The sequence below is a fragment of the Selenomonas sp. KH1T6 genome (genome assembly GCF_900108415.1).
GTDB classification, from domain to species: Bacteria; Bacillota; Negativicutes; order Selenomonadales; family Selenomonadaceae; genus Selenomonas_B; species Selenomonas_B ruminantium_A.
Map to the genome: position 1 here is coordinate 1 of NZ_FNWN01000034.1, position 25,422 is coordinate 25,422.

Here is a 25,422-nt window from a genome sequence, read left to right on the forward strand (position 1 = left end):
CAATTTCTTAGCTGATGTGTGTCGTGAATAGCATATTTGCGACATATATCCATCAAGCTGCCCTCACCATTCAAATAACTGATAACGGCCCGGGTCTTGAGTTCTGCTGTGTAAACACGATTGCGTTTACGCGGCGAAAAAGCTGAGGAGCCCTCCGATTCGTACTGATATATCCATTCGTCAATGGTTGTCCTATTTACTTGTAATAATGATGCGGCTTCACTACGTGTCATTCTACCCGAAAGGCATTCTTGGGCAACTCTGGTTTTCTCTTCTGCTGTTGCTTTTTGCTTACATGGCATGAAAAATCCCCCTATGATGACAGTTTTATTTTTTACTGTCTCTCATAGGGGGAGCATATCAGTGGCAAAAACGGGGACTATTTTGTTATGGAAAGTCATCCGGATTTGTCATAATGCCAATTAGGATATTTCGCCTGTGGCAAAACCTGAACAATTGCGTTATAATAAAAAGAATCCTGGAAAGGGGGCTTTGGTATGGGACTGGATAAAATAGAATCCTTTTTGGGAAGCCATATCGAAGGTTTTTTCAATAAGCGGTTTGCCAGTGATTTGGAGCTGGTGGAGCTGGCTAACGGAGTGAAGAAGGAAATCAGGCAGGCTTCTTCTGACAGCGAGGATGGCGGTGTGCCCAATGTGGCAGTGTTCACCCTGAGCCCTGACGACTACAGCAGGCTTTGCGCTAAGCGGGTGCAGTCGGAGCTTTATGCCGAGATAGAGAAGGAAATCATCAGGGCAGAAGCTTTCATGGAAGGGGAACTGGTGCTGCGGTTCCTGTCCTCGCCTGAGCTTCAGCGGGGGCTTTTTGATTTGAAGCTGGAGCAGGAAGGTGAAAGCGGGGTGCAGGAGAGCACCATTGTGCTCAAGAGCCCTGCGCTGCTGGAGAAAGCTGCGCCTTTGCCACGGCAGCATAAGCTGGCTTCCCTGTCTGTAATAGAGGGGCCTGATCAGGAGGCGTACCTGGAGTTTGGCGAGGAAAAGATTTACATTGGGCGCCAGGATAAGAATGAGTTTATCCTGACGGATGGCAATGCTTCCCGGCTTCATGCCTGGGTGGCTTACGAGCGCCATCGGCACGTGCTCTATGATGCACGCAGTACCAACGGCACCTTTGTCAATGACAAGTCCATCAAAAGCTGTCAGCTTAGCAACGGGGACAGGGTGAGGATAGGCTCAACCCTGCTGAAATACGAGGTGATTTGATTTGCCAGATACAGCAATGCTCCTGAAGGGCCTGCGGGTGCTTTTGGAGTACGGCATGCTCTTTTGGCTGCTGATGTTCGTAGGCAGGATTTCCAGATGGATTTTCCTGGACATGAAGAAAATGCTGGCGGAGGAGAGACAGCCGGAACTCAAGCATGATGAAGCGGTGCTGGCTGTGCTGGGTAGCGAAGCCGGTGAAGAAGGCATGGTGAAGCGCCGCTTTGCCTTCAGCGAGCAGATTACGGTGGGACGGGGTGAGGATAATGATGTGGTCATTCCCGAAAGTTTTGTGTCCCATCATCATGCCGTGCTCTTCCGGCGTGGCAGCCAGTATGTCATCGAAGACTTAGGCAGCCGCAACCACACTTATGTGAATGACCAGCTCCTGACGGGCAAGGCGTATATCAAGCCGGGAGATACCATCAGGATTGGTTTGGTAACCATGAGATTTGAGAGGTGAACCCATGACACGAGCTTATTGGGCCAGCGACGTTGGCTGCGTACGCGCCCATAATGAGGACAGCTGCCTGTCTCTTCCGGAAAGGCAGCTCTATGCTGTGGCTGACGGCATGGGAGGCCAGGCAGCAGGAGAGGTGGCAAGCTCTCTGATGACAGAAGTGCTTCGGGATGATCTGTCAGCTTTGGACAGCTTTGGGGAGGAGGATCTCCGCCGGGCTGTGATGCACGCCAATGAACGCATACTCTGGGAGGCTGAGGCAAACCCCGGGAAAAAAGGCATGGGCACTACTGTTACAGTGCTGAAGATCCATGAGGGCCGCGCCCTCTGGGCTCATGTGGGGGACAGCCGGCTTTATCTTTACCGTGAGGGTAGCCTCGGGCAGGTGACCCAGGACCATTCTTATGTGGAAAGCCTGGTGAGCCAGGGCAGCCTTACGGAAGAGGAGGCCAGGAACCACCCGCAGAAGAATATGCTTTTGCGGGCTGTTGGTGTGGAAAAAGATCTGGCAGTTGATACCGGTTCCTTTGTCCTGCAGCCGGAAGATGTGCTGCTGCTGGCCACTGACGGCCTGATGAATATGGTGGAGGACAGGGATATTGCCACAGCACTGGAAGAGGCCAAAGCCCGGTCAGGGGAGATTGAAGACCCCGCCCGGGAGCTGGTGCAGGAAGCTCTGGCAGCCGGTGGCTCAGACAACGTGACGGTGATTGTGGTGGTGCATAGCTGATGGAAAGAAGTTCTATTCAGGAGGAACATTCCTTCGGCTTTGGCAGGGCGGGAGGCTTCCTGCTCATGCCCTTGGGCATCTTGCTGGCAGGGCTTGGTGTGCTGTACCTGAAAAGCTATGCAGCAGGGACTGTGAGCAAGGCTCTGGAGCCTGCGGTCTGGCCATACCTGCTTGCCTGCCTGGCTGAGGCCTTTATCCTGCAGTTCCTCCTGTGGAAGAAAAAATATGACTTTATCCTGCTTCCCATAGTGCTGGCCCTTGCCAGCGTGGGGCTGGTGGAAATAGCCCGGCTGAAGCCGGAACTCCTGGTGCCGCAGCTGCGCTGGCTTTGCGTGGCCCAGGTGGTGCTGATGCTGGTGCTGCGCTTTTGGAAGCGCATCAGGGAAATGCTTTCCTATCCCTATCTTTTGGGGCTCACCTGCGTGGTGGTGCTGGGGCTGCCCATGCTCTTTGGCACGGAGATTGGCGGCAGCCGCAACTGGCTGGTACTGGGGCCTTTTTCAGTGCAGCCTTCGGAGTTTGGGAAAATCCTGATCTTGTTCTTCTTGGCGGCTTATCTTTCTGACCACCGCAATATGCTTTCCCTGCCCAGCATGAGGCTGGGACCGCTAGGCCTGCCGCCGCTGCGCTTCATCGCGCCCTTGGTGTGCATTTGGGGAGCGGCAGTGCTGATGTTCGTGGTGGAGCGGGATTTGGGCTCGGCCCTGCTGTTTTTTGGCATGGCGGTGCTCATGACCTACATGGCCACCGGCAGCAAGACGTATGTCTTTCTGGCGCTGATGTTTATCAGCCTGGCGGCGGGGGTCAGCTACCTGGCTTTTGGCCATGTGCGGGTGCGCTTTGATATCTGGCTTGATCCCTGGCAGGACCCTAACGGCATGGCCTATCAGGTGGTGCAGTCCCTCTTTTCCTTTGGGACAGGTGGTGTCTGGGGCACAGGCTTTGGCTTTGGGCATCCTGGCTTTATCCCGGAGGTGCATACGGATTTCATCTACGCGGCCATAGGAGAGGAATGGGGGCTGATAGGGTCCCTGGCGGTGCTTTTCTGCTATGTACTGCTCTCTTTCAGGGGCATCAGTCTGGCCCTGCAGTGCGAAGGCGAAAAGGAACTATTGCTGGCTGCAGGCTGCAGTATGCTGCTCCTGCTTCAGGCCTTTGTCATCATTGCCGGTGTTACCAAGTTCCTGCCTCTGACGGGCATTACCCTGCCCTTTGTGAGCTACGGCGGCAGTTCCCTGGTGTCCGGCTTCATGGAGCTGGGCATTCTCCTGGCCCTTTCCCGGGGCCGGCAGGAAGGGAGGCGGGCCCATGGCTGACTGGAAGATGAAACGCAATATGCTGCGGGCCATGTCACTGCTGCTCATTTTCTGCGGTATATTGGCTCTGCATATTGTCTATATATCTGTTTTCAAGGCAGAGGAAACGGTGGAAAATCCCCTTAATCAGCGCACCGCCGCCCTGCAGAGGGAGATTGCGCGGGGCAGGATCCTGACCTCTGACGGCAAGGTGCTGGCAGAGACCCGGCCTGATGGCGGGCGCACCTACCCCTGGGGGGAGGCTGCAGCTGCTGTCACGGGCTATAATGGCGAGAATATTGGCGGCGCGGGGCTGGAAGCCCACCGCAATATGGAGCTCATGGGCATGTCCAGGGATTTTTCCAGCCTGGGACCTGTTTCCCAGCTTTTGCAGGCTGACCAGGGCAATGACCTTGAAACCACCATTGATTCCCGGGCCCAGGAGACTGCTTATGAAGCGCTTGCTGGCAGCCGGGGAGCGGCTGTGGTGCTGGATGCAAAGACAGGAGCGATCCTGGCCATGGTCAGCACGCCGGCTTATGACCCTAATGTGGTGGAGGCCGAATGGCAAAGCCTGAAAGGGGCAGAAGAAAGCCCCCTGCTGAACAGAGTGGTGCAGGGCCTCTATCCCCCTGGTTCCACCATCAAGCCCCTGACTGCGGCTGCGGCTCTGGGAGAAGGCGTCACGGATGAGCGGGAGGTCTTTGCCTGTACGGGACGTCTGGAACTTGACGATGGTTCCTTCATCGGGGAATATCAGGGGGAGGTCCACGGCCAGGTGAACCTTGAAGAAGCTCTGGCTGAGTCCTGCAATGTGGCCTTTGGCACTTTGGGACTGCGCCTGGGAGGCAGGAAACTGGGCAAGTACTTTGAAGACTTCGGTTTCCCCCAGGAAATAGGGGGAGAAGTCCTCATGGCAGGTTCCCATTTGCCCAGGTTTGACACTTTGGGCCAGGGGGATCTGGCCCAGACTGCCATAGGACAGGCCAGCCTTTTGGTCACTCCCATGCACATGGCTCTTATGGCTTCGGCCCTTGCCAATGGCGGCACAGCCATGAAGCCATATCTGGTGCAGAAGGTCATCAGTCCCAAGGGGGTTGCACTGGAGAACACCAGGCCGGAGAAATGGCGCACCTGCCTTGATGCGGCTCTGGCAGCCAAAATAGATGGCTATATGGAGCAGGTGGTGCAGCATGGCACCGGCACGGGGGCTGCTGTAAGAGGCCTTCGCGTGACGGGCAAGACCGGCACGGCGGAAAATGCCAGCGGGGCAGACCACGCCTGGTTCATCGGCTCGGCTGAGCTTCCTGGCAGGAAGATTGCCTTTGCCATCATTGTAGAAAACGGCGGCAGCGGCGGCAGGGCAGCAGCCCCCATCGCCCGGCGCATCATAGAAAGCATGAACAGATGAGATAAAGATTGCAGAACAGGTCTTTTCGGGGCTGGATATAGGAGGAAAGTATATGGTACAGCGGATATTACACCAGCGCTATGAGCTCCAGGAGCTCATAGGAGGGGGCGGCATGGCAGATGTCTACCGGGCCCGGGACAAGCTGCTGGATCGTCCCGTGGCAGTGAAGATACTCCATGATCAGTTCAAGAGCGACAGTGAATTCATCAATAAGTTCCATCGGGAAGCTCAGGCGGCAGCCCGCCTGTCCCACGCCAATATTGTCAATATCTTCGACGTGGGCGTGGAGGGGAATGACCATTATATTGTCATGGAATATGTGCCTGGCAGCACTCTGAAGGACCTTATCAAACAGCAGGGCCATCTGCCTGTGGCTCAGGCCCTGCGGGTAGCTGAGGATATTGCCAGGGCTCTGGCTCACGCCCATGCCAATAATCTGGTGCACTGTGATATCAAGCCTCACAATATCCTCATGATGCCGGATGGCAGTGCCAAGGTGGCGGATTTCGGCATTGCCAGGGCTGTCACCGAGTCCACCATGACCTATACGGGGAATATCGTGGGTTCTGTTCATTACTTTTCCCCGGAGCAGGCCAAGGGTACCATGATCACTCCCAAGTCAGACGTGTATGCTCTGGGAGTGGTGCTCTATGAAATGCTTACTGGTGCGCTGCCCTTCACTGGTGAAACACCTGTGAGCATTGCGGTGCAGCACTTGCAGGATGCGCCCCGTCCCGTGCGGGAGCTTGACCCCAGCCTGCCTCCCGTGGTGGAGGCCATTGTCAGCCGCACCATGAACAAGGCACCCGAGGCCCGTCCCAGCAGTGCTGAGCTGGTGGAGGAGCTGCGTCAGGCAGAGCACATGGTTTCTGCAGGAGGAGCCATGGCGGCTCCTGATCCGTATGCCACTCAGGTCCTGCCCCGTGTGAGCCAGGCTGAGGTGGAGCGAGTGCAGCAGGAGGAAGAGTACGAGGAGGATTCCGAGGAGGAAGGCTCCATCTTCAAGTCCAAGAAATTCATCGCAGGTCTTGTCATGGTCCTGATGGTAGGTTTCTTTGCAGGAGCCTTCATGAGCTTTGGCAAGTTCTGGAGCACAGCTGAGGTGACAGTGCCGGATGTGAAGGGCAAGCCCATGGCTCTGGCCCGGCAGATACTGGAGGACCAGAAGCTCAGGGTAAATGTGGCAGAGGTCTATGATGCTGCGGTTCCGGCTGGCACTGTGGTTTCCCAGACACCTGAAGCCGGCACCAAGGTCAAGGAAGAACGCGTGGTGACCATCAACGTGAGCCGGGGCGGTGAGGAACTGGAAATGCCGGACCTCATGGGGCTTGACCGGTCGGATGCGGAAATCAAGCTGAAGAAGATGGGCCTGAAGCTGGGCAGTGTCTATGAGAAATTCTCCGATGAGGAGGAAGGCACAGTCATCGGCCAGGAGCCGCGCTCTGGCACGAAAATCAGCAAGGGCCAGACTGTAGATATCACCATCAGCAAGGGCAAGAAGGTGAAGAAGGTCACCGTGCCCAACGTGAAGGGCGGTACGCTGTCTGCTGCTGAGGGCACTTTGAAGGGCAAGGGCCTTTCTGTCCATGTGGAGAAGCAGGCCAGCTCCCAGGCTCCCGGTACGGTCATCAGCCAGTCGCCTTCTGCCGACAGTGAAGTGGAGGCCGGCTCTACAGTGACTTTGGTGGTGGCGGAAGAAGCTGCTGCCAGGAAGGAAACTTCCGAGGACAAGGGCAGCGATAAGAAAACCAGCAAGTCCGACAGTGACACCACCGCCCCCTCCAAACAGGGGGAGACAGGCAAGCGTCAGTGACGGATTTGAGCAATGGCGCTGATGTGGTATAATAACAAGTACTGGTAAATATTGTGAGAGGAAAACTTTATGCTGCAAGGCCGTGTTATCAAAGCCTATAACAGTTTCTTTTACGTGCAGACTGACCTGGGGCTTGTCACCTGCAAGCTCCGGGGCAAGTTCAAAAAGTCCCGGCGGGAGCTGGGCGTGGTGCCCGGGGATTGGGTGAGCCTGGATAGCCTGCCTGATGGTACAGGGGTCATTGAGGAAGTGCTGCCCAGGGCGCAGCTTTTGAAGCGCCCCGCAGTAGCTAACCTCACTCAGGTGGTGCTGACCTTCGCGGCAGCCCAGCCTGATCTGCACCCCTTGCTCCTCAACAGGTTCCTGGTACTGGCAGAGTGGTCCGGGGTGGAAAAAATCGTCATCTGCGTCAACAAGATGGACTTGTACGAAGGTGATGAGGGGGCGTTCCTGCAGGCTTACCGCGAGATTGGCTATGAGGTGTTGCTGGTATCTGCCCGGGAGGGCAGGGGGCTGGAGGCTTTGAGGGAAAAGCTCAGCGGTGAGACCACCGTCTTTGCAGGTCCCTCAGGGGTGGGTAAATCCTCCCTGCTGAACGCCATAGATTCCGGTCTGGCCTTGCAAACGGGCAGCATCAGCGAGAAGATCAAGCGGGGCAAACATACCACTAGAGTTGCGGAACTCCTGCCTTACAGCGGGGGCGGCTACATAGTGGACACCCCTGGCTTCAGTGCCATGGACCTTTCCGGGCTGGAGATTGAGGAACTGCCCCGTTATTTCCCTGATTTTGCGCCGCTATTGGGCAAGTGCCGTTTTTCTCCCTGCAGTCACAGCCATGAGCCAGGCTGCACCGTGAAGGAGGCAGCCGAAGGGGGAGCCATTGCCCGGGAGCGCTATGAAGCCTACCTGGCTATTCGTACGGAAATACAGGAAGCACAGAAGCTTTCCCAGAAGAAGCTTTACAGATAATTTAGTTAGAACTAGAAGGAGAACAGATATGATCAAGATTGCACCCTCCATTCTGTCGGCAGATTTTGCTAACCTGGCCGCCGAGGTCGAAAAGGTGGCAGCAGCAGGTGCCGAATACATTCACATTGACGTCATGGACGGTCAGTTCGTCCCTAATATCACCCTGGGTTCTCCGGTGGTGAAGAGCCTTGCCCAGGCCATCAAGCAGCCTGGCAAGGCAGCTCCCGTCTTTGACGTTCATCTCATGGTGGAGCACCCGGAGAACCAGATTCAGGCCTTTGCTGAGGCCGGTGCAGATATCATCACCTTCCATGTGGAGGTTGCACCCCATGCTCATCGCATTATCCAGCAAATCAAAGCTGCTGGCTGCAAGGCGGGCATCGCTGTGAACCCTGGTACTTCTCTGGCCCTTATCGAAGAATTGCTGCCCTATGTGGACATGGTGCTGATCATGACCGTGAATCCCGGTTTTGGCGGCCAGAAGTTCATTGAAGGCATGCTGGAGAAGATCCACATGCTGCGTCATACCATTCAGGATATGGGTTTTGAGTGTGATATCGAAGTAGATGGCGGCATCAATGCCGAAACCAGCGAACTGGTGAGGGAAGCTGGCGCCAACATACTGGTGGCAGGTTCTGCCATTTACTGCGCTCCTGATGCCGCCCAGGCCATCAAGGATATCCGCGGCTAAGGGGGAAGAAAGCAATGGCAAAAGAAAAGGCAGTGATCCTCCTTTCCGGAGGGCTGGACAGCTGCACCTGCATGGCGGTAGCCAAAGAGGCAGGCTATGAGCTTTATCCTATCAGCTTCAACTACCATCAGCGCCACAGCGTAGAACTGGAGGGAGCCAAGAAGATTGCCTCCTTCTATGGAGTCAAGAAGCATCTTATCATTGAAACTAATATGGAAGCTATCGGCGGCTCTGCCCTTACGGATGAAAAGATTGAGGTTCCGGAAGGAGATGTGGAGCGCAAGGATGTACCTCCTACCTATGTGCCTGCCCGCAACCTGATTTTCCTTTCTTACGCTATGGGTTATGCTGAAGTGTTGGGGGCCAGTCACGTCTATATCGGCGTGAACTCCGTGGATTACTCTGGCTACCCCGACTGCCGTCCTGAATTCATTCAAAAGTTCCAGGCTCTTTCTGACTACGCTACCACAGCTACAGCAGTGGAGGGCAAGAAAATAAAGATTGAGACTCCCCTGCAGGATCTCTCCAAGAGCGATATTGTGAAGCTTGGCTCAAAGCTGGGGGCACCCCTGCAGTTCACTCACAGCTGCTACAATGGCGGGGAGAAAGCCTGCGGCGTCTGCGACAGTTGCAAGCTGCGCCTGCGGGGCTTTGCCGAAGCGGGCGTGGAAGACCCCATTGAGTATGAAACGAGGTCCCTCTGATGCAGGATGTACAGAACAGGCAGGATTCCCGGGGCATAGCCATTCAAAAGGTAGGCATCAAGGAAGCCCATCTGCCCTTCCTCATCAAGACCAAAGAGGGGGGCTATCAGCAGGTACTGGCCCGCATCCGTTTCACTGTTTCCCTGCCCATGGAATACAAGGGCACCCACATGAGCCGCTTCCTGGAAATTCTCATGCCCTGGAGCCAGAAGCCCTTGGCAGAGGCAGAGATGGAAGTCATGCTTTCAGAGGCTTTGGAGCATCTGGAAGCCCAGTCTGCGGAAGTGGAGCTTTCCTTCAAGTATTTTGTGGATAAGTTCGCGCCAGTGAGCCAGAAACACTCTGTGTTGGATCTGGACTGCAGTTTCACGGGACGCAAGGAAAGAGGCAAGCCCATGCAGTTCCGCCTGGGAGTAGAGGTGCCCTTTACTTCCCTCTGCCCTTGCAGCAAGGAAATCTCCGCCTATGGCGCTCATAACCAGCGTTCTGTGGCACGGGTGCAGGTGGAGTTCCGGCAGGACACGGAATGTATTTTCATCGAGGATTTGGCAGAACTGGTGGAGCAGCAGGGGTCATCTCCCATCTATCCCCTGCTGAAGCGGGAGGATGAGAAGGCTGTCACGGAAAAGGCCTATGAGAATCCCAAGTTTGTGGAAGATATCCTGCGGGATACGGTGCTGTCCCTGCGGGAGATCCCGGGACTGTCCTGGTTTTCCCTGGAATGTGAGAACTACGAATCCATACATAATCACAGTGCCTATGCCAGCCATGAGGAATTTCTTGACTGATATAGGCAGGATGGAGATTTTGCATGAATAAATTTTACCGCCGGCTCTTCGCCCTCATTTTGCTGGTTTTGGTAATTTCTGGTGTGGTCATTTACACCACCATAGATATAAATACCCTGAAGAATCTGGACCAGTTTCAGTCCTGGTCCATTGCCCTGGCGGTGGGTGCCGTGGCTTTGGGTATGTTCTTTGATGGCAGCAGACTGATGCATCTGGTGAAGATTTCCCATGAGAAAATAACCTTTTACCAGGCTGTGCAGGTGGTTTTTGGCAATTATTTCCTGGCGCTTCTGACCCCCGGGGCCACAGGCGGGGCGGTGGCCCAGCTAATGTTCCTGCGCCATGCGGGGGTACCCACAGGTAAGGCCGCAGTGCTGGTTATTGTGAGAACCTTGCTATCTATCTTCTTTCTGGCACTCTGCATGCCCTTTATCCTGCTCCATGATGAGGGGATTGTGCCAGGGATTTCCAATGACTGGCTCATGGCCATAACCCTGGCGGCCTTTGCGGTAATAGTGGCCATGGTGCTTGGAGCCAGAATGGGCAATCTGGACGGCTTCATCATCTGGGCCACCAGGAATGTGAAGAATCAGCGGCGGCGCAAGATATTTGCCTTTTACCGGGACACCAGATGCGCCATTGGCCTGCTGGCAGAATCTCCCCGCAGCATGCTCCTGGTTTTCCTGGAGTCCGGGCTGAATCTGCTCTGCATCTACGCTATTGTTCCCTGCCTGCTGTTGGGACTTGGCGTCTTCGATGCTGACTGGTACACGGTCATGGGCCGCATGATTTTCCTCAATATGCTGCTGTACTTCATGCCCACTCCGGGGGGCTCCGGCATTGCAGAGGGCGGTTTCGTGTTGCTTTTCAGCAGCAGTGTGCCTGCGGGCACCGTGGGCATCATCGCTGTGTGCTGGCGGCTCATTGCGGAGTATATTCCCTTCCTGATAGGCTTTTACTATACATTGACAGTGTTCGGCAGGGACTTCCTGAACAGGCAGCTTAGCAAGTAGGTACAACAAGAAGGAGATACTATGGCAATCCTGACAGAGGACGAGAGCCTGCGCTTTGGCTATACTACAGGTGCCTGCGCGGCGGCGGGAGTGAAGGCTGTCCTGCTGGCTCAAAGAGGGTTAGAGCACGAACAGGTGAAGCTTACGGCTCTGGACGGAACTGAACTGCTGATTCCTGTCAAGTCAGTGTCCTTGGGTGAGGATGGCTGTGGGCAGGCAGAGGTAGTGAAGTTCTCTGGGGACGACCCGGATATCACCAATGGTGTCTCAGTATTTGCAGCACTTCGCCCCATCGATAGTCAGGAACTGGTCTTCAAGGCGGGCACCGGGGTGGGGACAGTTACCAAGCCGGGACTCACCGTGCCCATGGGGGAACCTTCCATCAATCCGGGGCCAAGGAAACTCATTCGGCAGGTTCTGGAAGAGATGACAGGCAGCAGCCTGGGCTGGGAGATTACCATCTCGATTCCCGCAGGGGTTGAGCTGGCCAAAAAGACCCTCAATCCTGTGTTGGGGGTTGAGGGGGGTATTTCTGTCATTGGCACCACGGGTGTGCTTCGTCCCATGTCCGAGGAGGGGTTCAAGAATTCTCTGGTTCCCCAGATAGAGGTGGCCAAAGCTGCGGGCTTTGAGAGCCTGGTTTTCGTCCCTGGCAAGATTGGCGAGGAAGCGGCCCTTGCATGGGGCCTGCCCCAGGGAGCGCTGGTGCAGACCAGCAATTTCATCGGCTTTATGCTGGAGGCGGCGGCCAAGAGGAAGATAAAAAGCATCCTGCTCTTTGGCCATATCGGCAAGATGGCCAAGGTAGCGGCGGGAATTTTCTACACTCACAACCGCATAGGTGATGCCAGGCTGGAAACTATGGCCGCCTATGCCGCAGCAGAAGGCCTGCCCCGGGAAGGGGTGGAAAGACTGCTCTCTGCTAATACCACAGAAGATGCATTGACCGTTCTGGCAGCCCAGGGAAAGGATTTCTGCCGCCATGTCTGTGATATCATCGCAGCCAGGGCCAGCCTGCGGGCAGAGCGCTATCTTTTCGGCCAGGTGCAGGTGGGCACGGTGATGACTGCCATGGACAGGTCGTTATTGGGCCTTGATGACAAGGCGCGGGAAATTGGGGAGGCTTACAGATGGAAACTGCCAGTGTGAAGGAACATAAGATAAGGGTCATAGGCATAGGCCCTGGCAGTCCTGACTACCTCCTGCCCGCTGCAGCTAAAGCCATTGAGAGCGCCAAAGTACTGGTAGGAGGCAGGCGTGCCCTGGGGCAATACGCAAGGCTTGACGGCTCCCAGCATACCTTTCCTATCACCAACGACATCCCGGCTGTCATGGACTTTATCAAGCAAGAGCTGGCTGCCAGTGATGTAGGGGTGCTGGTCTCAGGCGACCCAGGGTATTATTCTCTTCTTGATGCCTTGCGCAGGGAATATATTGCAGAACAGATTGAGGTTATTCCCGGTCTTAGCTCTATGCAGCTGGCCTTTGCCCGCCTGGCCCTGCCATGGCATGGAGCGTGCTTTTTGAGTTTTCACGGCAGAAGGCCTGAGCAGGAGGAGTTATGCTACAGGCCCGGCAGGATACTGGGCCTGCTCACCGATGGCAAATATAATTCCCGAAGCATTGCGGAAATACTGATGGAGGCAGGTTGGCCAGGGGAAACAAGGCTGTCTGTTCTCCTCAGGCTTTCTTATCCCGATGAAGAGGTCATAACAACTACTTTGAGTGAGGCCAGTAAGATGGCTGAGAAGTCCCATGGCATATTGATTATCCAAGGTTGAAAGGAGCAGATACATGGATTATTTAGGCATAGATGATGAAGAATTCATTCGCGGCAAAGTTCCCATGACCAAAAAGGAAATCCGTATCCTTTCCCTAGTAAATGCCCGGCTGGCCCCGGATTCACTGGTTTACGATATCGGCGCAGGCACGGGAGCAATTTCCGTAGAGGCGGCCCGTTTGGTGCCCAAGGGCAGGGTTTATGCACTGGAGCGGAATCCGGAGGCCATAACCCTGATTCGGGCCAATGCTGCCAATTTCGCCCTGCGCAATATCACGGTCATCAACGAGGAGGCACCGGAAGGCATTGCCGCTCTACCCAAATGTGATGCGGTTTTTGTAGGAGGCAGCGGTGGCAGGCTGGTGCCCATCCTGGATGCGGTGGCTATGAAGCTGAAGTCCAGGGGACGTATCGTGGTGAACTGCATCACGGTGCAGAGCCTGATGCAGGCTATAGAATATTTCCGCAGCCGTGATGCGGAATTCAGCTATGAGACTATCCAGGTGCAGGTAACCCATCTGCAGCAGATTGGCCCCTATGATATGGCCAAGGCTGTGAACCCGGTTTATATTCTCACTGCCCAAAAGTGGGACAAGGACCAGAACGGACTGGCTGACATGAACGAAAAGGCTGTTTGAAATACTATTATGGGAGGCTGGCAAGATGGTACATATAGTAGGAGCAGGCCCGGGAGATCCGGAGCTAATCACGGTCAAGGGACAAAAGTATCTGCAGGAAGCAGATGTGGTGATTTATGCGGGGTCTCTGGTGAATCCGGCGCTTCTTTCCCTTTGCAAGGAAGGAGCGGAAATCCACAATTCTGCTTCCATGACTCTGGACGAAGTGGTGCAGACCATTGAAAAAGCAGAGTCGGAAGGCAAGATGACTGTGCGTCTCCATACGGGAGACCCTGCCATTTACGGAGCTATACAAGAGCAGATGGATGCTTTCAAGGCACGGGACATTGATTATGATGTGACTCCCGGTGTCAGTTCTTTCCTGGCCACGGCGGCGGCCCTGAAACAGGAGTATACTCTCCCCGGCGTGTCCCAGACGGTGATTGTAACCCGCCAAGAGGGGCGCACTCCCGTACCTGACAGGGAAAAGTTGCGCTCTCTTGCCCAGCATGGCTCTACCATGTGCATTTTCCTGTCCATCACCATGCTGGACAAAGTGGTGGAGGAGCTTATAGCAGGCGGTTATACAGAGGAAACGCCTATTGCCATTGTGCAGCGCGCTTCCTGGCCCCAGCAGAAAATCGTGAGAGCTAAGCTTTCCACCATCTGCGAGGAAATCAAGGGCAAGGATATCGACCGCACAGCCATGATTGTGGTAAGTCCCTGCCTGGCAGGAAACTATGAGCTGTCCCAGCTCTATGCCCCAACTTTTTCCCATATGTTCCGGGAAGCTTCTAAAGGAACTGGCAATAAATAAATTTTAAGATAGGATGCAGGATAAATCTTCATAGGCAAGGCGGAGGAAGGAGGCATAGTGGTGCTATGTCGACTGACGACAACGATGCATATGGAGGTTTAGACAAGTCAAATCTAAAATTTATTTATGAACAGTTTCTGAACAAGAGGAGTAGTCATGAGAATAGCTGTTTTTGCCCTGACAGCCCGGGGGGCTGATCTGGCGCGGCGGGTGCAGAGGCTCCTGCCTGAGATGCCGGATGTATATGTGCCGGAGAAAATTGAGCCTGAAGGATTCGAGCCCAAGCATTTCTTTGCCTTTGCGAAGTTTGGGGAGTCTTTCAAGGAGTGCTTCACTCATTATGATGTGCTGATCTGCGTGATGGCTGCAGGTATTGTAGTGCGCACCATGGCCCCCCTGCTGAAGGATAAGCTGACGGATCCGGCGGTGATTGTCTGCGATGAGCAAGGCCGATTTGCCATCAGCCTCCTGTCGGGCCATGTGGGAGGGGCTAACTTCCTCACCCGTCAATTGGCAGAGGTTATTGGTGCCCAGCCTGTCATTACCACGGCAACGGATATAGCAGGCAAGGTGGCTCCTGATGCCTTCGCGGGGCAGACGGCTCTGCACCCCTGGCCAAAATCACGGATCAAGGTGCTGAATTCTGCCCTGCTGGATGGGGAAGAAATTGAATATGAGGCCAGTCCCGGCCTGCCCCACAAGGATTTTTATCTGGAAAAACTGGCAGAATACAAACTGCTGAGCCAGCAGGAGCAGAAAGCTTCATACAAAGTAATTCTCTGTTCCAGGGAAGAACTGCCAGAGGAAACAGCCGTTCCACCACATACTTTGTATCTGGTGCCAAACCAGCTGATAGCCGGGGTAGGCTGCCGCAAGGGAGTGGACAAGTCTCTGGTGCAGTCAGCTCTGGAGCAGGCTTGCAAATCCATCGGCAGGGATGTGTCCTTCATAGATGCCATGGCCAGCGTTTCCATCAAAGCCCACGAGGAAGGCCTGCTGGCTACAGCCCGGGAGCTGAATGTTCCCATCCATTTCTACGATCCCAAAGTACTGGAGCAGCAGATAGATGCCTTCCACCTCATGCAGTCTGAATTCGTGAAGAGCAGGGTGGGAGCAGGCAATGTCTGCGAGGCTGCAGCCCTGCGTGAAGCCATGGGTACCAGCAAGGGCGTGCGTTTTGCTCTGCTGAAGACCAAGTATGAACAAGTAACGGTGTCATTGTTATGGCATTGGTAAATAGCAAAACAGCCGCCAGCCTAATCAAGGCTGGCGGCTGTTGTCTTTAATAACGTGTGGGACTTATCTTGGAAATAAGGGGAATGCGTGATTATCAACTGATGGGAATCTGATGGGAGGTGGGAACCTGTTCCTGGAGTTTGGGGAGCTGTACTTTCAGCACGCCGTCCTTGAAATCAGCAGTTGCCCTGGCTTTGTCAATGCCGGTGATGTAGAAGGAACGGGACATCTGGCCGTAGCTGCGCTCACGGCGGATGTAGTTGCCTTCACTGTCCTGCTGATCATTGTTTTCCTCCCTCTTGGCAGAGAGGGTGAGATAGTTGTTTTCGTAGCCGAGAGAAATATCCTCCTTTTTGAAGCCAGGAAGGTCGGCGGTAAGTTCGTAGGCCGTGCCGTTGTCTTTGACATCGACTTTGAAGCCAGAAGTGCTCATTGCACTGGTAAAGGGGGAATCAAAGGCATCCAGCAGGCGATTGAACAAACGTCCTTCTTCCTTCATAAGCTCATTACCTGTTGCAAATGGAACCAGACCAAACATGGTGCTCAATCTCCTTTCATGGATATAGAAACCAATCTTTCCGGGGCCCTTGGGAACCCTTCTTTGTTCCCTTAACCCCTTTGCAATTATTATTATACCCATAAAAGTCAAAATGTCAATAGGTCAAAAAGAAAAAGAGGAATATATTTTTTGGCAGTGCATAATTGTGCTTTACCTTTGATATAGGGAGGTATTTGGTAGAAATAAGCCAGAAAGGTGTATACCTTGGGGAGGTGTTAGCTCTGCTGAGGTAGAATAAATACATAAGTTAGAAATGATGGGGAGGAAGATACTCATGGCAGTAGAAGGAAAAGAAAAGGCATTGGCACTGGCTGCCCACATAAGCTACATGTTTTTCGGGATTGGATATATAGGCATTCCATTGGTTATCTATTTGCTAAATGATGGCAAGAATGACTTCGTTGCAGGTCATGCCAAGCAGGCACTTAAGGTTCAGGCTATTCTGGGAGTTCTTGGGGCAGTAACCATGGTGCTGACATTCCTGGTGGTTGGTGTTTTCTTTTGGCCAATAATTGTGATTCTGGGATTGCTCTGGTTCTGCTGTTCCATCTATGCCTGTTTCAAGGTTATCAATGGGGAGGAGTATCATTACCCGTTGCTGTAAGAAATCGTATTTAGGGAAGGGGCCTAATGCGGTCCCCTGTTTCGCATATAGCTGAGAATTCCATGAATAGCGAGGTGGAGGACATGCAAAAAGTGGTTAAGAAATATGTTCTGTCATTGTTGATGGTTCTGGCGCTTTTGGTTGTGCCGCTTATGGCGGAAGCTGCTGCTCCCATAATGGTGGAAGGTGCTATGGAATGTGAAACTGACTTGCTTATCAATGCACTGGAGAATCCCAAGGACCAGCGCATTGGCGGCTGGCGCTTTGTCAGCGGTGAGTATCAGGGGATACCTGTTGTTGTATCGGTTACGTCAATTGGTATGACTAACGCTGCAGCCGCCACTGTGTTGGGAATTGAGTACTTCCATCCGGCAGCGGTCATCAATCAGGGAACTGCAGGGGGACATGATCCGTCGCTGCACACCTTTGACATTGTTTTAGGTGGAAAGACCATTGATTCTAGTGCCTGGTTAAGCAAGAGGGAACGGCGGGGGGCAGATGGACGTCATATAGAGATGATGCCCACGTTTTATTATGATGCAGACAGCGGCGAAGAGAAAAAAGTATTAGAACTGGAGGCTGATCCAGAGTTGCTGGAGATTGCTGCAGCAGAAGGTGCAAATTATCAGGCTGGGCAGGTGGTTATCGGGAAGATTTCCAGCAGCAATAACTGGAATCGGCAGTTGGATAGAATCCGATTCTTCAACAAGGAGCATGGTTCCTCTTGCGAAGAAATGGAAACGCACTCAGCAGCCTTAGTGTGCCAGAATTACAAAGTGCCGTTTTTGGGCATCCGCATTCTCTCAAATACGGAGTGGCATGGTGAGGACTTCAATCAGGCTGCTGGCACAGCATGCCAGCAGTATGTCCTGGCTGTGATTAAGTCTTACGCCGAACGTAAAGTATTGAAGAGTGGCGTAGCTGAGAAAGGGAAACGAGCTTAATGGCTGACTGGAATCTTGCAACGGCTCCCGCTGAAGAAGTGGGAGCTTTTATGTTTTAGGATTTTTATAATTAACATCTTGAATAGAGAGATACTCGGGTGTATCTTGCAGGTGCCTATTTGGGTGCTGACCAAGAGCGTTATCGTGAGAAAGCCCGTGCCCTTTTGGAAGTGGCAGAAAAGGGGGGCGTATAGGGGGCCGGACAATGATTGCTGATTCTTTATGTGCTTCATGATATACTGTGGATAGATTTCAATATGTAAAACCAAAAAGACATTGAGAGCCGAAGTATGGCTTTCAATGTCTTTTTGGTTTGGAAGGGGATGGAAGACATTCCCTATGTTGCTGAAAAAGAAACTAGAATCTCAATTGGCAGGTTTGAAGGCTGACTTAGGCTGGCCGCAAAGGGGGCAGACGTAATCTTCTGGCTCATTGTTGATGTCGCCCACGTGCTCAAAACCACAGACAGGGCAGATGTAAACCTGGCCAGCAGGTGCTTTTTGCTCTGGCAGGTGTTTCTCCAGGATTTTGGCCAGGACAACGCCGTGATGGCCTTCCTGCTTGGCGAAGACTTCCATTTCATCAGCAGCCTCGGCAAAACCTGCGGCCCTGACTTTTTCAGCCATGGCCATGACCTGCGCTTCGCCATTGACTTCAGCCTTCTGCACAGTGCGCAGAAGGCCCCAGAAGTCCTGGGGATACTTGCCGTTCAGCACAGAATAGAAACCTGCGTGGACTGCTTCCTGGTTGGCAGCCTCAATGAGATCGTCAACTATATCATCGTAACCCTGTTCCTTGGCCAGCCGGGCCAGGGCATAGTACATCATGGTGCCATTTGCCTCAGCCGTCATGATTGCCTTGATCATCTGCTCAAGTTCGGTTCCCTTAGTAAGTACATATATGCTCATAATGCATTCCTCCTGATTAACGAATAAAATGGGTGGGTGTCCAGGGTCCCTTTTAACACATATTCAAATTTTTATTTGTGATGTTCACATAGGATACTCAAAGGTAGACCCTACGCCGAAGTGGATGATGTATTCCTCGGCACCGGCCACGGGAATCCAGAAGCCGTAAGCCTTGCCGAAGGGTCCTTCGTAAGCTTTGTAAGCGGCCTCCTTGTTGTCGGCAGCCTGATTGCAGAGACAGCCCTTGTGTTTCTCCGGTGCGCCAATGCTGGAGCACTTGATGCCGGTAGTGAGGCCGAGGGAGGCGGCTTTCTTGTTCACAGCATATATGTCACGGCTCTTCTTGATGAGCATGACGGGGTCGGGGAAATTGTCCCACATCATGTGAAATGACTCAATTACTTTCTGCTCGTCCATCGTTATCTCTCCTTTAAGAAAACTTTGCTCCATCGTTGGCGTTAAGGGCGAAAGCGTAAATCATGTCAGCTCCGCTTCCTTTTAGTTCATCTTACAGGGCTTATTATACGCCTAAATTATATTTTGTCAAATATAATTTTATAAATTTATATTTGATTTAACAGCTATATAATGATAGAATGAAGAAAAGTTCGCAAGCAGATAGGAGAAAGAACATGAAAAAGAAAGCATTTGACCCGTTGTTGCTGGAGAATCAGCTGTGCTTCCCCATATATGCCAGTGCCAGGAAAATAGTAGCGGCCTACAATCCTTACCTGAAGAAGATTGGGCTGACTTATGCCCAGTACATCACCATGATGGTGCTGTGGGAGGAAAAGGCCATCACCATGCATGACCTGGGGAAAAAGCTCTATCTGGATTCCGGCACATTGACCCCGGTGCTGAAGAAGCTGGAGGCTGCTGGTTATCTGAAACGTTATCGCAAGCCTGAGGATGAGCGCCTGCTGGTAGTGGCTATCACAGAGGATGGTCTTGCCCTGCGTGAAGAAGCTGAGAAGATTCCAGGAGAGCTGGCTGGCTGCCTTGCTCAAAAGGGTGAACTGTTTACCATGGAAGAAGTACAGAAGCTCAAAGATCAGCTTTATGCAATTATCCGTGCCTTGGAATAGGCAGGATGTTAATTATTAACATCGCGGAGAAGAAAGAATGAAGTATAACAAGGTCATTGAGGCGGGATTTCTGGCCCGGCCTAACCGCTTTGAAGCCCAGGTGGAGGTGGCGGGGCAGGTAGAAACCGTCCATGTGAAGAACACTGGGAGGTGCAAGGAGCTTTTGCTCCCGCATGTGCCTGTGATTCTGGCAGAAGCAGACAACCCTGCCCGGAAAACCAGGTATGATCTCATAGCAGTGGAGAAAACTGGTCTGGGACTTATAAACATAGACAGCCAGGCACCCAATAAGGTGATGGGAGAGTGGCTGGCTGGAAGAGGCTATGACGTGGTGAAGCCGGAGTACAAGTATGGCAGTTCCCGCATAGATTTCTACATGGAGCGGGGAGATCAGAAGTACCTGCTGGAGGTCAAGGGCTGCACTCTGGAGCAAGATGGCATAGGGTATTTCCCTGATGCGCCTACGGAACGGGGCATCAAGCATATCCACGAGTTGATTGAGGCAAAAAGAAATGGCTATTGGTGCGGGCTGGCCTTTGTGATTCAGATGCCGAAGGTTCGAGAGGTGCGTCCCAACATAGTTACGCATCCTGCTTTTGGAGATGCCTGGCAGGAAGCACTGGAGGCTGGAGTCAGGATTTTGTTCCTAGGATGCGATGTGAAAAAAGATGCCCTGAGCATAGATGATAGCCGGGTATGTGCGGAAGAATGACATGCAGGATAAACAGTTGAGCAAATTCCTGTCCTTGATACTTCGCCATAAGCCTGAGACGGTGGGGATAACTCTGGATGAGCACGGCTGGGCTAATGTGGAGGAGCTGCTGAGGGGAATCCGCCAATCCGGCAGGAGCATTGACTATCCAACATTGGAGAGAATCGTGGCGGAGAATGACAAGCAACGGTTTGCATTCAGCCCTGATGGCAAGAAGATAAGGGCCAATCAGGGGCATTCGGTGAACGTGGATGTGGAACTAAAGCCCATGGAACCGCCAGAAGTGCTCTATCATGGGACGGTGGAGAAGAATAAAGCATCAATTGAAGTCCAGGGGCTTATAAAGGGTACCAGGCTATATGTGCATCTATCTGCTGATGTGGATACAGCCATGAAAGTGGCCGGGAGGCGAAAGGGCGTGAAGCTTATCTATGAAGTGGCAGCAGGAGATATGTCCAGGGATGGCTTCAAGTTCTATCTGTCTGTCAATGGCGTCTGGCTGACAGATAAGGTGCCGTGCAAATATCTCACGCTGCTATAAGAACATACGTCAATCGGGGCTGTTGCAGATTGCAACAGCCCCGGTTTGTTTGCGCAAAGCAAACGATTGGACAAGGTTTCTTCGATGGTGCTTTGCCTGATAGATACGTTGGAGGGGATATCTTTTCTTGGGAAAATAAAAAATGTAAATTTATCTGTAATACTTTTTCCACCGCTCCGTATGTATAGGCAGAAAACAAAAACATAGACAACCACCGAAGGGAGTAGATGAAAATGAAGAACGCAATGACCAACAAGAAGCTGAATGATTTTGAACTGGATTTAGTAGCCGGTGGGACTCTTACAGAGGTCAATCAGCTGGCAGATGCCTTCGCCAAGAAGGGCGGCATCTTCGGAGAAGTTGTGGCCGAGATCCACAGCGCATTGAGCGACAAGAGCGGCGTGGCCGGGCCGGTCAACATCCTGCTACGGGAGGCTGTAGGCAAGGGGCTGAGCCAGCTTGGCATCTCCCATGACTTGAGCGTCGGCGTCCTTGGTACTGGCTTCATGTCAAAGGACAACAAGTATTCTTACAATGGCAAGAGCATTTCCCATGCTGATGTACTCAAGATGATTGATGCAGCGAAAGTTGCCTAAGATATTCAAAACAGTTACAGCATATCAGGCTTTATCTTGATGCCTTATCAAGAAAAGGGGCTGACGCACATGCTTGTGTGTTGGCCCTCTTAGTTGGGAAGCCTGAACATGATAAGCAAGGTAACGAGATATCAAGAGATATAACGAGGAAGAAGATGTTCACCGCTTCTGCAGGCGGGGGTGGCGAATATCATAACAGGTGGCGAGCACATATCTCCCGCCTCGTTGAAACGCCAGGAGGAAGTTTTGCCTACGGCAAAACTGGAACAACGGCGTTAATGAAGCAGATGCACCTTTTTAGAAGAAGCTTATGAAGTTAGCGTGGGAGGTTAGACGATGAAATTATTCAAGTCAATTCGTATATTCGGGCTGATGGCCTTGATGGTCTTGACTATGGCTGGCACGGCTTTTGCGGGTAGTCAGGACTTTGATCTGGAGAATGGCACGGGGCACACCATTGCTTACATTTACTTGAGCCCAAGCGATGAGAACGCATGGGTTTATCAGGATGAGTTAGGTCCCAATGATGTGCTGCGCCCCGGCGAGTCGATCTTCTTGACCTTCTCGCCCAGGGATGATGTGCGTTACTGGGATATCAAGGTGGTATATGACAATGGCAAAGAAGATGTTTGGGAGGATCTTGACCTTTACCGCATCTTCAATATCACCATCCGTCCCGGTGGTACGGTGAGCATCGAGAGCACCTGAGATAAAAAAAGGCTGTCGCACTAAGCTATTTCACTACGATACCTAGCTTGAGATAATTCTCTTGGCTGATAGATATCGTGGCAAAATGCTTAAATGCGACAGCCCTTTTTGTGTATGGGTCAGAAAACGGAAAGTATGAGGTACAAGAGCAGGGACAGGGCGAAGAAGGCAGCTGTGACATGCTTCCAGAACTTGTAGTCCTTATCAATGGCTTCCTGCTCCACAGGAGTGGGGTCAGGGGGATTGGCTTGTACCTCCCCTGTGGAACATGTACAATGTGGCGGCCAAAAACGAAAAATCTGTAATGAGAAACGGTTCTGATGGCCGTCAACTAATGTCCTGAAGGTGTTGTTGTAATGGTTTTATGTAATGGTTTGGCTGAAATGGGGTTGGGGTGTAAAATAGAGGATAGAAAGCTATTTTGAGGGGAGGCAGGTAGTTGCAGTGGAACAGGTAGACATTAGTACAGCCTTGAAGAGGGCTCATTTTAGAAGACATTGAAGAGCAAGAAGCTAGCTGAAACAGCTTTGTAGAGAACGGGGGATAAGGTGGCTCTGAAGGAAATAGAATCATTGCGGCAGGAGAATGAGCGGTTGGTGGCCGAGGTTGAACGGCTGAGAAGCCTATTGAAAAGTCATGGTATCCCATATGAGCCCAAGCCTGAGCCTCCCAGACATGTTGATTTGGCGGCAGAGGCGAAACGCCGTGTAAATCTTTTTATGAAGCTTTTTTGCGCCAGAAGAGATTTTTATGCAGAGCGTTGGGAGAGCAAAGGCGGCAGAGCTGGCTATAGTCCCGTTTGCAGCAATCGCTGGACACCCCTGTGCCCAAAGAAGACACGGGGAATCAAATGCCATGAATGCGATAAACAAGCCTGGGTTCCTTTTACTGAGAGTGTGGCATACAAGCATCTTGTAGGGCAGGATGAGCGTGGAAGGCCCTATGTAATTGGAACGTATGCTCTTTTAGAGGATTCCACCTGCAAATTTCTGGTGTTCGATTTTGATGACCATGATGGGTCTCATGTGGCATGGCAGGAGGAGGCACGTCTCTTAAGAGAGATATGCCAGAGCTATGGTATTGACACAGCCCTGGAACGGTCACGTTCTGGCAAGGGTGTTCATGTCTGGATTTTCTTTGACGAGCCGCTGGAGGCAAAGTTGGCACGGAGATTCGGTGCAGCACTTCTGGCTAAGGGAGCAGAAAAAGTACATCAGAGGGATTTCAACACTTTTGACCGCATGATGCCTAATCAGGACGAGATGCCCGCCGGTGGTATGGGGAATCTCATTGCATTGCCCTTGCAAGGTCTCCCTCGCAAACAGAATAATTCTGTATTTGTCGATGAGAACTGGGAGGTTATACCAGACCAATGGGGATATCTGGAGCAAAAGAAATTGCTGTCCAGAGAATTTGTGGGAAACAAGCTCACAGAATGGGGACCGCAGGATTTGCCAGCCCTCCTGGAGGAAAATGAGACTGAGCTGGATTTAAAGCCTTGGGAGCCTAAGTCTAAAGTGATATTGGAGCGGTCTGACGTAAGGGGCCCCCTGAGGCTTACACTGGCAGACTGCATCTATATTCCCCAGCAGTCTGTTAAGCCGCGTACTATGAACCTTATTCGCAAGATGGCCACCTTCAGTAACCCACAGTTTTATAAGATGCGGGCTATGCGCTATTCCACCAAGCAGATTCCTCGCCGAATACAATGCTTCCGTGATACAGAAGATTTTGTCGCCTTGCCTCGCGGGTGCCTGAAAAAGCTGAAAGAGCAGCTGGAGACGGCGGGCATCGCTTATGAAATAGAGGATTGCCGTACGACAGGCAGGGCTATAGATGTCAATTTTCAAGGGATGTTGCAACCAGAGCAGGAAAAGGCGATAGAAGCTATGTTGGCCCATGATATTGGTATCCTGGGGGCAGCAACAGGCTTCGGAAAGACGGTGCTGGGGACTTATCTTATTGCCAGTCGCAAGGTCAATACGCTGGTATTGGTGCACAATCGCGAGATTATGCGGGGCTGGCAGGAGGATATAGCAAAGTTCCTGCAAATCAATGAGGAGGTGCCGATAGAGGAAGGGAAACGCAGAAGAAAGCCCAAGAGCATAGTTGGGACGCTTTATGCCGGGCATGATTCATTGCATGGTATCGTAGACGTGGCTATGATCTCGTCTCTGGGAAGAGATGACGCTGTGGATGAGCGTGTGGCAGATTATGGCATGGTTATCATGGATGAGTGCCATCACGCCGGAGCCTACACTTTTGAAAATGTGTTGTGGAAGGTGAAGGCTAAATATGTCTATGGACTGACAGCTACTCCTGTGAGGGAGGATGGCCATGAAAAGATTGTCTTTATGCAGTTTGGAGACGTGCGTTACCGCCTGTCCGAGAAAGACAGGGCTGCCATGCAGGACTTCAGGCATGAGATTTGCCCGCGATTCACGAGCTTTGCTCCAGTAACCAGAGAGAAACCATCGATAAACGAATTGTATAAGCTGCTAATTCAGGATAAACTGCGCAATCAGATGCTGGTGGATGATATCGCAGCTGCTGTTGACGATGGACGTACACCGCTGGTGCTTACAAAATTTAAGGAGCATGCGAAACTCATTCATGAAGCACTGCAGAAAAAGGGCTTTAATTCAGTACTGGCTCTTGGAGGAGGTTCAACAAGCGAGCGCAAGGCTCGGCGTGATGTTTTGCAGGCTGCCACTGACGATGAACGGCTAGTGATTGTCGCCACAGGGAAGTATATAGGCGAAGGTTTCAACTTCCCCAGGCTGGATACGCTCTTTTTGGCAGTGCCGGTGTCCTGGAAGGGCAATATTGCCCAATATGCCGGAAGGTTGCACAGGGACTTTGAGGGCAAGGAAAGGGGCTGTTGCACGTAATCCAAACGTGCAGCAGCCTCATTTTTATGCAAAAAGATAATCCCAGGACATTCAAGCCCCGGGATTAGGTGTAGAATTTAGGTATGCAAAAACCAAATTCACAGAAAGAGTATACGTCTTTAGGAGAGAATTATCAACTGTTTCTTCCCTTAAATCTTGAATTTCAGGTTAGCAAAGATGACCCCGTCCGCCTGCTTCGCCACTGCATTGGAGGTATGGATATAAAGTCACTGGAGGAGACCTATCAAAGGATAGATCGAAATTTGGCGTCGCCCAGGCAGATGCTGGCCATCCTTGTTTATGCCGGAATGAACCATATTTTCAGCTCCC

At 52.4% G+C, this 25,422-nt stretch carries 28 protein-coding genes and 1 pseudogene; 25 read left to right on the forward strand and 4 right to left on the reverse strand.

The window, feature by feature from the left end; translation table 11 throughout:
* Positions 1–302 (reverse strand): helix-turn-helix domain-containing protein (locus tag BLW59_RS14455; RefSeq protein WP_139283609.1); only part of this gene is annotated, 302 nt, incomplete at its 3' end.
* Between the two features lie 195 nt (positions 303–497).
* Here BLW59_RS14455 and BLW59_RS14460 point away from each other — a divergent pair.
* The 16 genes from BLW59_RS14460 to BLW59_RS14535 all read left to right on the forward strand — a co-directional run bounded on the left by BLW59_RS14460 (position 498) and on the right by BLW59_RS14535 (position 15,544).
* Positions 498–1,223 carry an FhaA domain-containing protein gene (locus BLW59_RS14460; RefSeq protein ID WP_074698352.1) on the forward strand — a complete coding sequence of 242 codons (726 nt, stop codon included), beginning with the start codon at positions 498–500 and terminating at the stop codon, positions 1,221–1,223.
* Between the two features lies 1 nt (position 1,224).
* Positions 1,225–1,683: an FHA domain-containing protein gene (locus BLW59_RS14465; protein ID WP_029543554.1), complete on the forward strand. Its 459-nt coding sequence runs from the start codon at positions 1,225–1,227 to the stop codon at positions 1,681–1,683.
* 4 nt (positions 1,684–1,687) lie between these two features.
* Positions 1,688–2,410 (forward strand): Stp1/IreP family PP2C-type Ser/Thr phosphatase, encoded by a 723-nt coding sequence (locus tag BLW59_RS14470; protein WP_074698353.1) that lies wholly within the window; start codon positions 1,688–1,690, stop codon positions 2,408–2,410.
* Positions 2,410–3,726 (forward strand): FtsW/RodA/SpoVE family cell cycle protein, encoded by a 1,317-nt coding sequence (locus BLW59_RS14475; RefSeq protein WP_081348554.1) that lies wholly within the window; start codon positions 2,410–2,412, stop codon positions 3,724–3,726. Before BLW59_RS14470 ends, BLW59_RS14475 begins: the two co-directional genes overlap by 1 nt.
* Complete coding sequence (locus BLW59_RS14480) at positions 3,719–5,116, forward strand: peptidoglycan D,D-transpeptidase FtsI family protein (protein ID WP_074698354.1); 1,398 nt, start codon at positions 3,719–3,721, stop codon at positions 5,114–5,116. The genes BLW59_RS14475 and BLW59_RS14480 overlap by 8 nt, the downstream gene beginning before the upstream one ends.
* A gap of 52 nt (positions 5,117–5,168) precedes the next feature.
* Complete coding sequence (gene pknB, locus BLW59_RS14485) at positions 5,169–6,929, forward strand: Stk1 family PASTA domain-containing Ser/Thr kinase (RefSeq protein ID WP_074698355.1); 1,761 nt, start codon at positions 5,169–5,171, stop codon at positions 6,927–6,929.
* A gap of 69 nt (positions 6,930–6,998) precedes the next feature.
* The gene (gene rsgA / locus BLW59_RS14490; RefSeq protein WP_074698356.1) at positions 6,999–7,898 is read left to right on the forward strand and encodes a ribosome small subunit-dependent GTPase A; all 900 of its coding nucleotides are present in this window, start codon (positions 6,999–7,001) and stop codon (positions 7,896–7,898) included.
* Between the two features lie 28 nt (positions 7,899–7,926).
* Positions 7,927–8,589: a ribulose-phosphate 3-epimerase gene (gene rpe / locus BLW59_RS14495; protein WP_074698357.1), complete on the forward strand. Its 663-nt coding sequence runs from the start codon at positions 7,927–7,929 to the stop codon at positions 8,587–8,589.
* Between the two features lie 14 nt (positions 8,590–8,603).
* A complete protein-coding gene (gene queC / locus BLW59_RS14500; RefSeq protein WP_074698358.1) occupies positions 8,604–9,293 on the forward strand; it encodes a 7-cyano-7-deazaguanine synthase QueC in 690 nt (229 codons plus the stop codon).
* Positions 9,293–10,081, forward strand: coding sequence for a GTP cyclohydrolase FolE2 (gene folE2 / locus BLW59_RS14505; RefSeq protein ID WP_029543570.1), 789 nt, complete (start codon positions 9,293–9,295; stop codon positions 10,079–10,081). Before queC ends, folE2 begins: the two co-directional genes overlap by 1 nt.
* A gap of 23 nt (positions 10,082–10,104) precedes the next feature.
* On the forward strand, positions 10,105–11,094 hold the full coding sequence (locus tag BLW59_RS14510; protein ID WP_074698359.1) for a lysylphosphatidylglycerol synthase transmembrane domain-containing protein: 990 nt from the start codon (positions 10,105–10,107) through the stop codon (positions 11,092–11,094).
* 21 nt (positions 11,095–11,115) lie between these two features.
* Positions 11,116–12,243: a cobalt-precorrin-5B (C(1))-methyltransferase CbiD gene (gene cbiD / locus BLW59_RS14515; RefSeq protein WP_074698360.1), complete on the forward strand. Its 1,128-nt coding sequence runs from the start codon at positions 11,116–11,118 to the stop codon at positions 12,241–12,243.
* Positions 12,225–12,875 carry a precorrin-6y C5,15-methyltransferase (decarboxylating) subunit CbiE gene (gene cbiE / locus BLW59_RS14520; protein WP_074698361.1) on the forward strand — a complete coding sequence of 217 codons (651 nt, stop codon included), beginning with the start codon at positions 12,225–12,227 and terminating at the stop codon, positions 12,873–12,875. Before cbiD ends, cbiE begins: the two co-directional genes overlap by 19 nt.
* A gap of 13 nt (positions 12,876–12,888) precedes the next feature.
* A complete protein-coding gene (gene cbiT, locus BLW59_RS14525) occupies positions 12,889–13,512 on the forward strand; it encodes a precorrin-6Y C5,15-methyltransferase (decarboxylating) subunit CbiT (RefSeq protein WP_074698362.1) in 624 nt (207 codons plus the stop codon).
* 25 nt (positions 13,513–13,537) lie between these two features.
* A complete protein-coding gene (gene cobM, locus BLW59_RS14530; RefSeq protein ID WP_074698363.1) occupies positions 13,538–14,308 on the forward strand; it encodes a precorrin-4 C(11)-methyltransferase in 771 nt (256 codons plus the stop codon).
* Positions 14,309–14,464: 156 nt separating this feature from the next.
* A complete protein-coding gene (locus BLW59_RS14535) occupies positions 14,465–15,544 on the forward strand; it encodes a cobalt-precorrin 5A hydrolase (RefSeq protein ID WP_074698364.1) in 1,080 nt (359 codons plus the stop codon).
* A gap of 94 nt (positions 15,545–15,638) precedes the next feature.
* On the opposite strand, the gene BLW59_RS14540 is transcribed toward BLW59_RS14535, so the two are convergent.
* On the reverse strand, positions 15,639–16,082 hold the full coding sequence (locus tag BLW59_RS14540; RefSeq protein WP_029543585.1) for an Hsp20/alpha crystallin family protein: 444 nt from the start codon (positions 16,080–16,082) through the stop codon (positions 15,639–15,641).
* Between the two features lie 295 nt (positions 16,083–16,377).
* Here BLW59_RS14540 and BLW59_RS14545 point away from each other — a divergent pair, with 295 nt between their 5' ends.
* Both BLW59_RS14545 and BLW59_RS14550 read left to right on the forward strand, forming a co-directional pair.
* Positions 16,378–16,707 carry a DUF4870 domain-containing protein gene (locus BLW59_RS14545; protein WP_074698365.1) on the forward strand — a complete coding sequence of 110 codons (330 nt, stop codon included), beginning with the start codon at positions 16,378–16,380 and terminating at the stop codon, positions 16,705–16,707.
* 83 nt (positions 16,708–16,790) lie between these two features.
* Positions 16,791–17,651, forward strand: coding sequence for a 5'-methylthioadenosine/S-adenosylhomocysteine nucleosidase (locus BLW59_RS14550; protein WP_074698371.1), 861 nt, complete (start codon positions 16,791–16,793; stop codon positions 17,649–17,651).
* Positions 17,652–18,016: 365 nt separating this feature from the next.
* Here BLW59_RS14550 and BLW59_RS14555 read toward each other — a convergent pair whose 3' ends face one another.
* Together BLW59_RS14555 and BLW59_RS14560 are read right to left on the reverse strand one after the other, a co-directional pair.
* Positions 18,017–18,559 carry a rubrerythrin family protein gene (locus BLW59_RS14555; protein ID WP_074698366.1) on the reverse strand — a complete coding sequence of 181 codons (543 nt, stop codon included), beginning with the start codon at positions 18,557–18,559 and terminating at the stop codon, positions 18,017–18,019.
* Positions 18,560–18,643: 84 nt separating this feature from the next.
* Entirely contained in the window at positions 18,644–18,976 is a 333-nt protein-coding gene (locus BLW59_RS14560) for a hypothetical protein (RefSeq protein ID WP_029543593.1), read from the reverse strand.
* A 215-nt stretch (positions 18,977–19,191) separates the two neighbouring features.
* On the opposite strand from BLW59_RS14560, the gene BLW59_RS14565 reads away from it, so the two are divergent.
* The 7 genes and pseudogenes from BLW59_RS14565 to BLW59_RS18020 all read left to right on the forward strand — a co-directional run.
* On the forward strand, positions 19,192–19,644 hold the full coding sequence (locus tag BLW59_RS14565; RefSeq protein WP_029543595.1) for a MarR family winged helix-turn-helix transcriptional regulator: 453 nt from the start codon (positions 19,192–19,194) through the stop codon (positions 19,642–19,644).
* 37 nt (positions 19,645–19,681) lie between these two features.
* A complete protein-coding gene (sfsA, locus tag BLW59_RS14570; protein ID WP_074698367.1) occupies positions 19,682–20,356 on the forward strand; it encodes a DNA/RNA nuclease SfsA in 675 nt (224 codons plus the stop codon).
* Position 20,357: 1 nt separating this feature from the next.
* Positions 20,358–20,897, forward strand: coding sequence for an RNA 2'-phosphotransferase (locus BLW59_RS14575; RefSeq protein WP_074698372.1), 540 nt, complete (start codon positions 20,358–20,360; stop codon positions 20,895–20,897).
* A gap of 233 nt (positions 20,898–21,130) precedes the next feature.
* The gene (locus BLW59_RS14580; protein WP_029543600.1) at positions 21,131–21,493 is read left to right on the forward strand and encodes a hypothetical protein; all 363 of its coding nucleotides are present in this window, start codon (positions 21,131–21,133) and stop codon (positions 21,491–21,493) included.
* Between the two features lie 336 nt (positions 21,494–21,829).
* Positions 21,830–22,201 (forward strand): hypothetical protein, encoded by a 372-nt coding sequence (locus tag BLW59_RS14585; RefSeq protein WP_074698368.1) that lies wholly within the window; start codon positions 21,830–21,832, stop codon positions 22,199–22,201.
* Between the two features lie 548 nt (positions 22,202–22,749).
* Positions 22,750–25,092, forward strand: coding sequence for a DEAD/DEAH box helicase (locus BLW59_RS14590; protein ID WP_175463467.1), 2,343 nt, complete (start codon positions 22,750–22,752; stop codon positions 25,090–25,092).
* 83 nt (positions 25,093–25,175) lie between these two features.
* A pseudogene (locus BLW59_RS18020) lies at positions 25,176–25,422 on the forward strand (IS5/IS1182 family transposase); the annotation flags it as partial.

Coding starts and splice junctions, on each gene's coding strand:
- rsgA (WP_074698356.1), top strand. CDS start 6,999: ATGCTGCAAGGCCGTGTTATCAAAGCCTATAACAGTTTCTTTTACGTG.
- BLW59_RS14555 (WP_074698366.1), bottom strand. CDS start 18,559: ATGAGCATATATGTACTTACTAAGGGAACCGAACTTGAGCAGATGATC.
- queC (WP_074698358.1), top strand. CDS start 8,604: ATGGCAAAAGAAAAGGCAGTGATCCTCCTTTCCGGAGGGCTGGACAGC.
- BLW59_RS14585 (WP_074698368.1), top strand. CDS start 21,830: ATGAAATTATTCAAGTCAATTCGTATATTCGGGCTGATGGCCTTGATG.
- BLW59_RS14550 (WP_074698371.1), top strand. CDS start 16,791: ATGCAAAAAGTGGTTAAGAAATATGTTCTGTCATTGTTGATGGTTCTG.
- cbiD (WP_074698360.1), top strand. CDS start 11,116: ATGGCAATCCTGACAGAGGACGAGAGCCTGCGCTTTGGCTATACTACA.
- BLW59_RS14575 (WP_074698372.1), top strand. CDS start 20,358: ATGCAGGATAAACAGTTGAGCAAATTCCTGTCCTTGATACTTCGCCAT.
- pknB (WP_074698355.1), top strand. CDS start 5,169: ATGGTACAGCGGATATTACACCAGCGCTATGAGCTCCAGGAGCTCATA.
- BLW59_RS14540 (WP_029543585.1), bottom strand. CDS start 16,082: ATGTTTGGTCTGGTTCCATTTGCAACAGGTAATGAGCTTATGAAGGAA.
- sfsA (WP_074698367.1), top strand. CDS start 19,682: ATGAAGTATAACAAGGTCATTGAGGCGGGATTTCTGGCCCGGCCTAAC.
- cbiE (WP_074698361.1), top strand. CDS start 12,225: ATGGAAACTGCCAGTGTGAAGGAACATAAGATAAGGGTCATAGGCATA.
- BLW59_RS14565 (WP_029543595.1), top strand. CDS start 19,192: ATGAAAAAGAAAGCATTTGACCCGTTGTTGCTGGAGAATCAGCTGTGC.
- BLW59_RS14545 (WP_074698365.1), top strand. CDS start 16,378: ATGGCAGTAGAAGGAAAAGAAAAGGCATTGGCACTGGCTGCCCACATA.
- folE2 (WP_029543570.1), top strand. CDS start 9,293: ATGCAGGATGTACAGAACAGGCAGGATTCCCGGGGCATAGCCATTCAA.
- BLW59_RS14580 (WP_029543600.1), top strand. CDS start 21,131: ATGAAGAACGCAATGACCAACAAGAAGCTGAATGATTTTGAACTGGAT.
- cbiT (WP_074698362.1), top strand. CDS start 12,889: ATGGATTATTTAGGCATAGATGATGAAGAATTCATTCGCGGCAAAGTT.
- BLW59_RS14460 (WP_074698352.1), top strand. CDS start 498: ATGGGACTGGATAAAATAGAATCCTTTTTGGGAAGCCATATCGAAGGT.
- rpe (WP_074698357.1), top strand. CDS start 7,927: ATGATCAAGATTGCACCCTCCATTCTGTCGGCAGATTTTGCTAACCTG.
- BLW59_RS14560 (WP_029543593.1), bottom strand. CDS start 18,976: ATGGACGAGCAGAAAGTAATTGAGTCATTTCACATGATGTGGGACAAT.
- BLW59_RS14510 (WP_074698359.1), top strand. CDS start 10,105: ATGAATAAATTTTACCGCCGGCTCTTCGCCCTCATTTTGCTGGTTTTG.
- BLW59_RS14470 (WP_074698353.1), top strand. CDS start 1,688: ATGACACGAGCTTATTGGGCCAGCGACGTTGGCTGCGTACGCGCCCAT.
- BLW59_RS14535 (WP_074698364.1), top strand. CDS start 14,465: ATGAGAATAGCTGTTTTTGCCCTGACAGCCCGGGGGGCTGATCTGGCG.
- BLW59_RS14475 (WP_081348554.1), top strand. CDS start 2,410: ATGGAAAGAAGTTCTATTCAGGAGGAACATTCCTTCGGCTTTGGCAGG.
- cobM (WP_074698363.1), top strand. CDS start 13,538: ATGGTACATATAGTAGGAGCAGGCCCGGGAGATCCGGAGCTAATCACG.
- BLW59_RS14480 (WP_074698354.1), top strand. CDS start 3,719: ATGGCTGACTGGAAGATGAAACGCAATATGCTGCGGGCCATGTCACTG.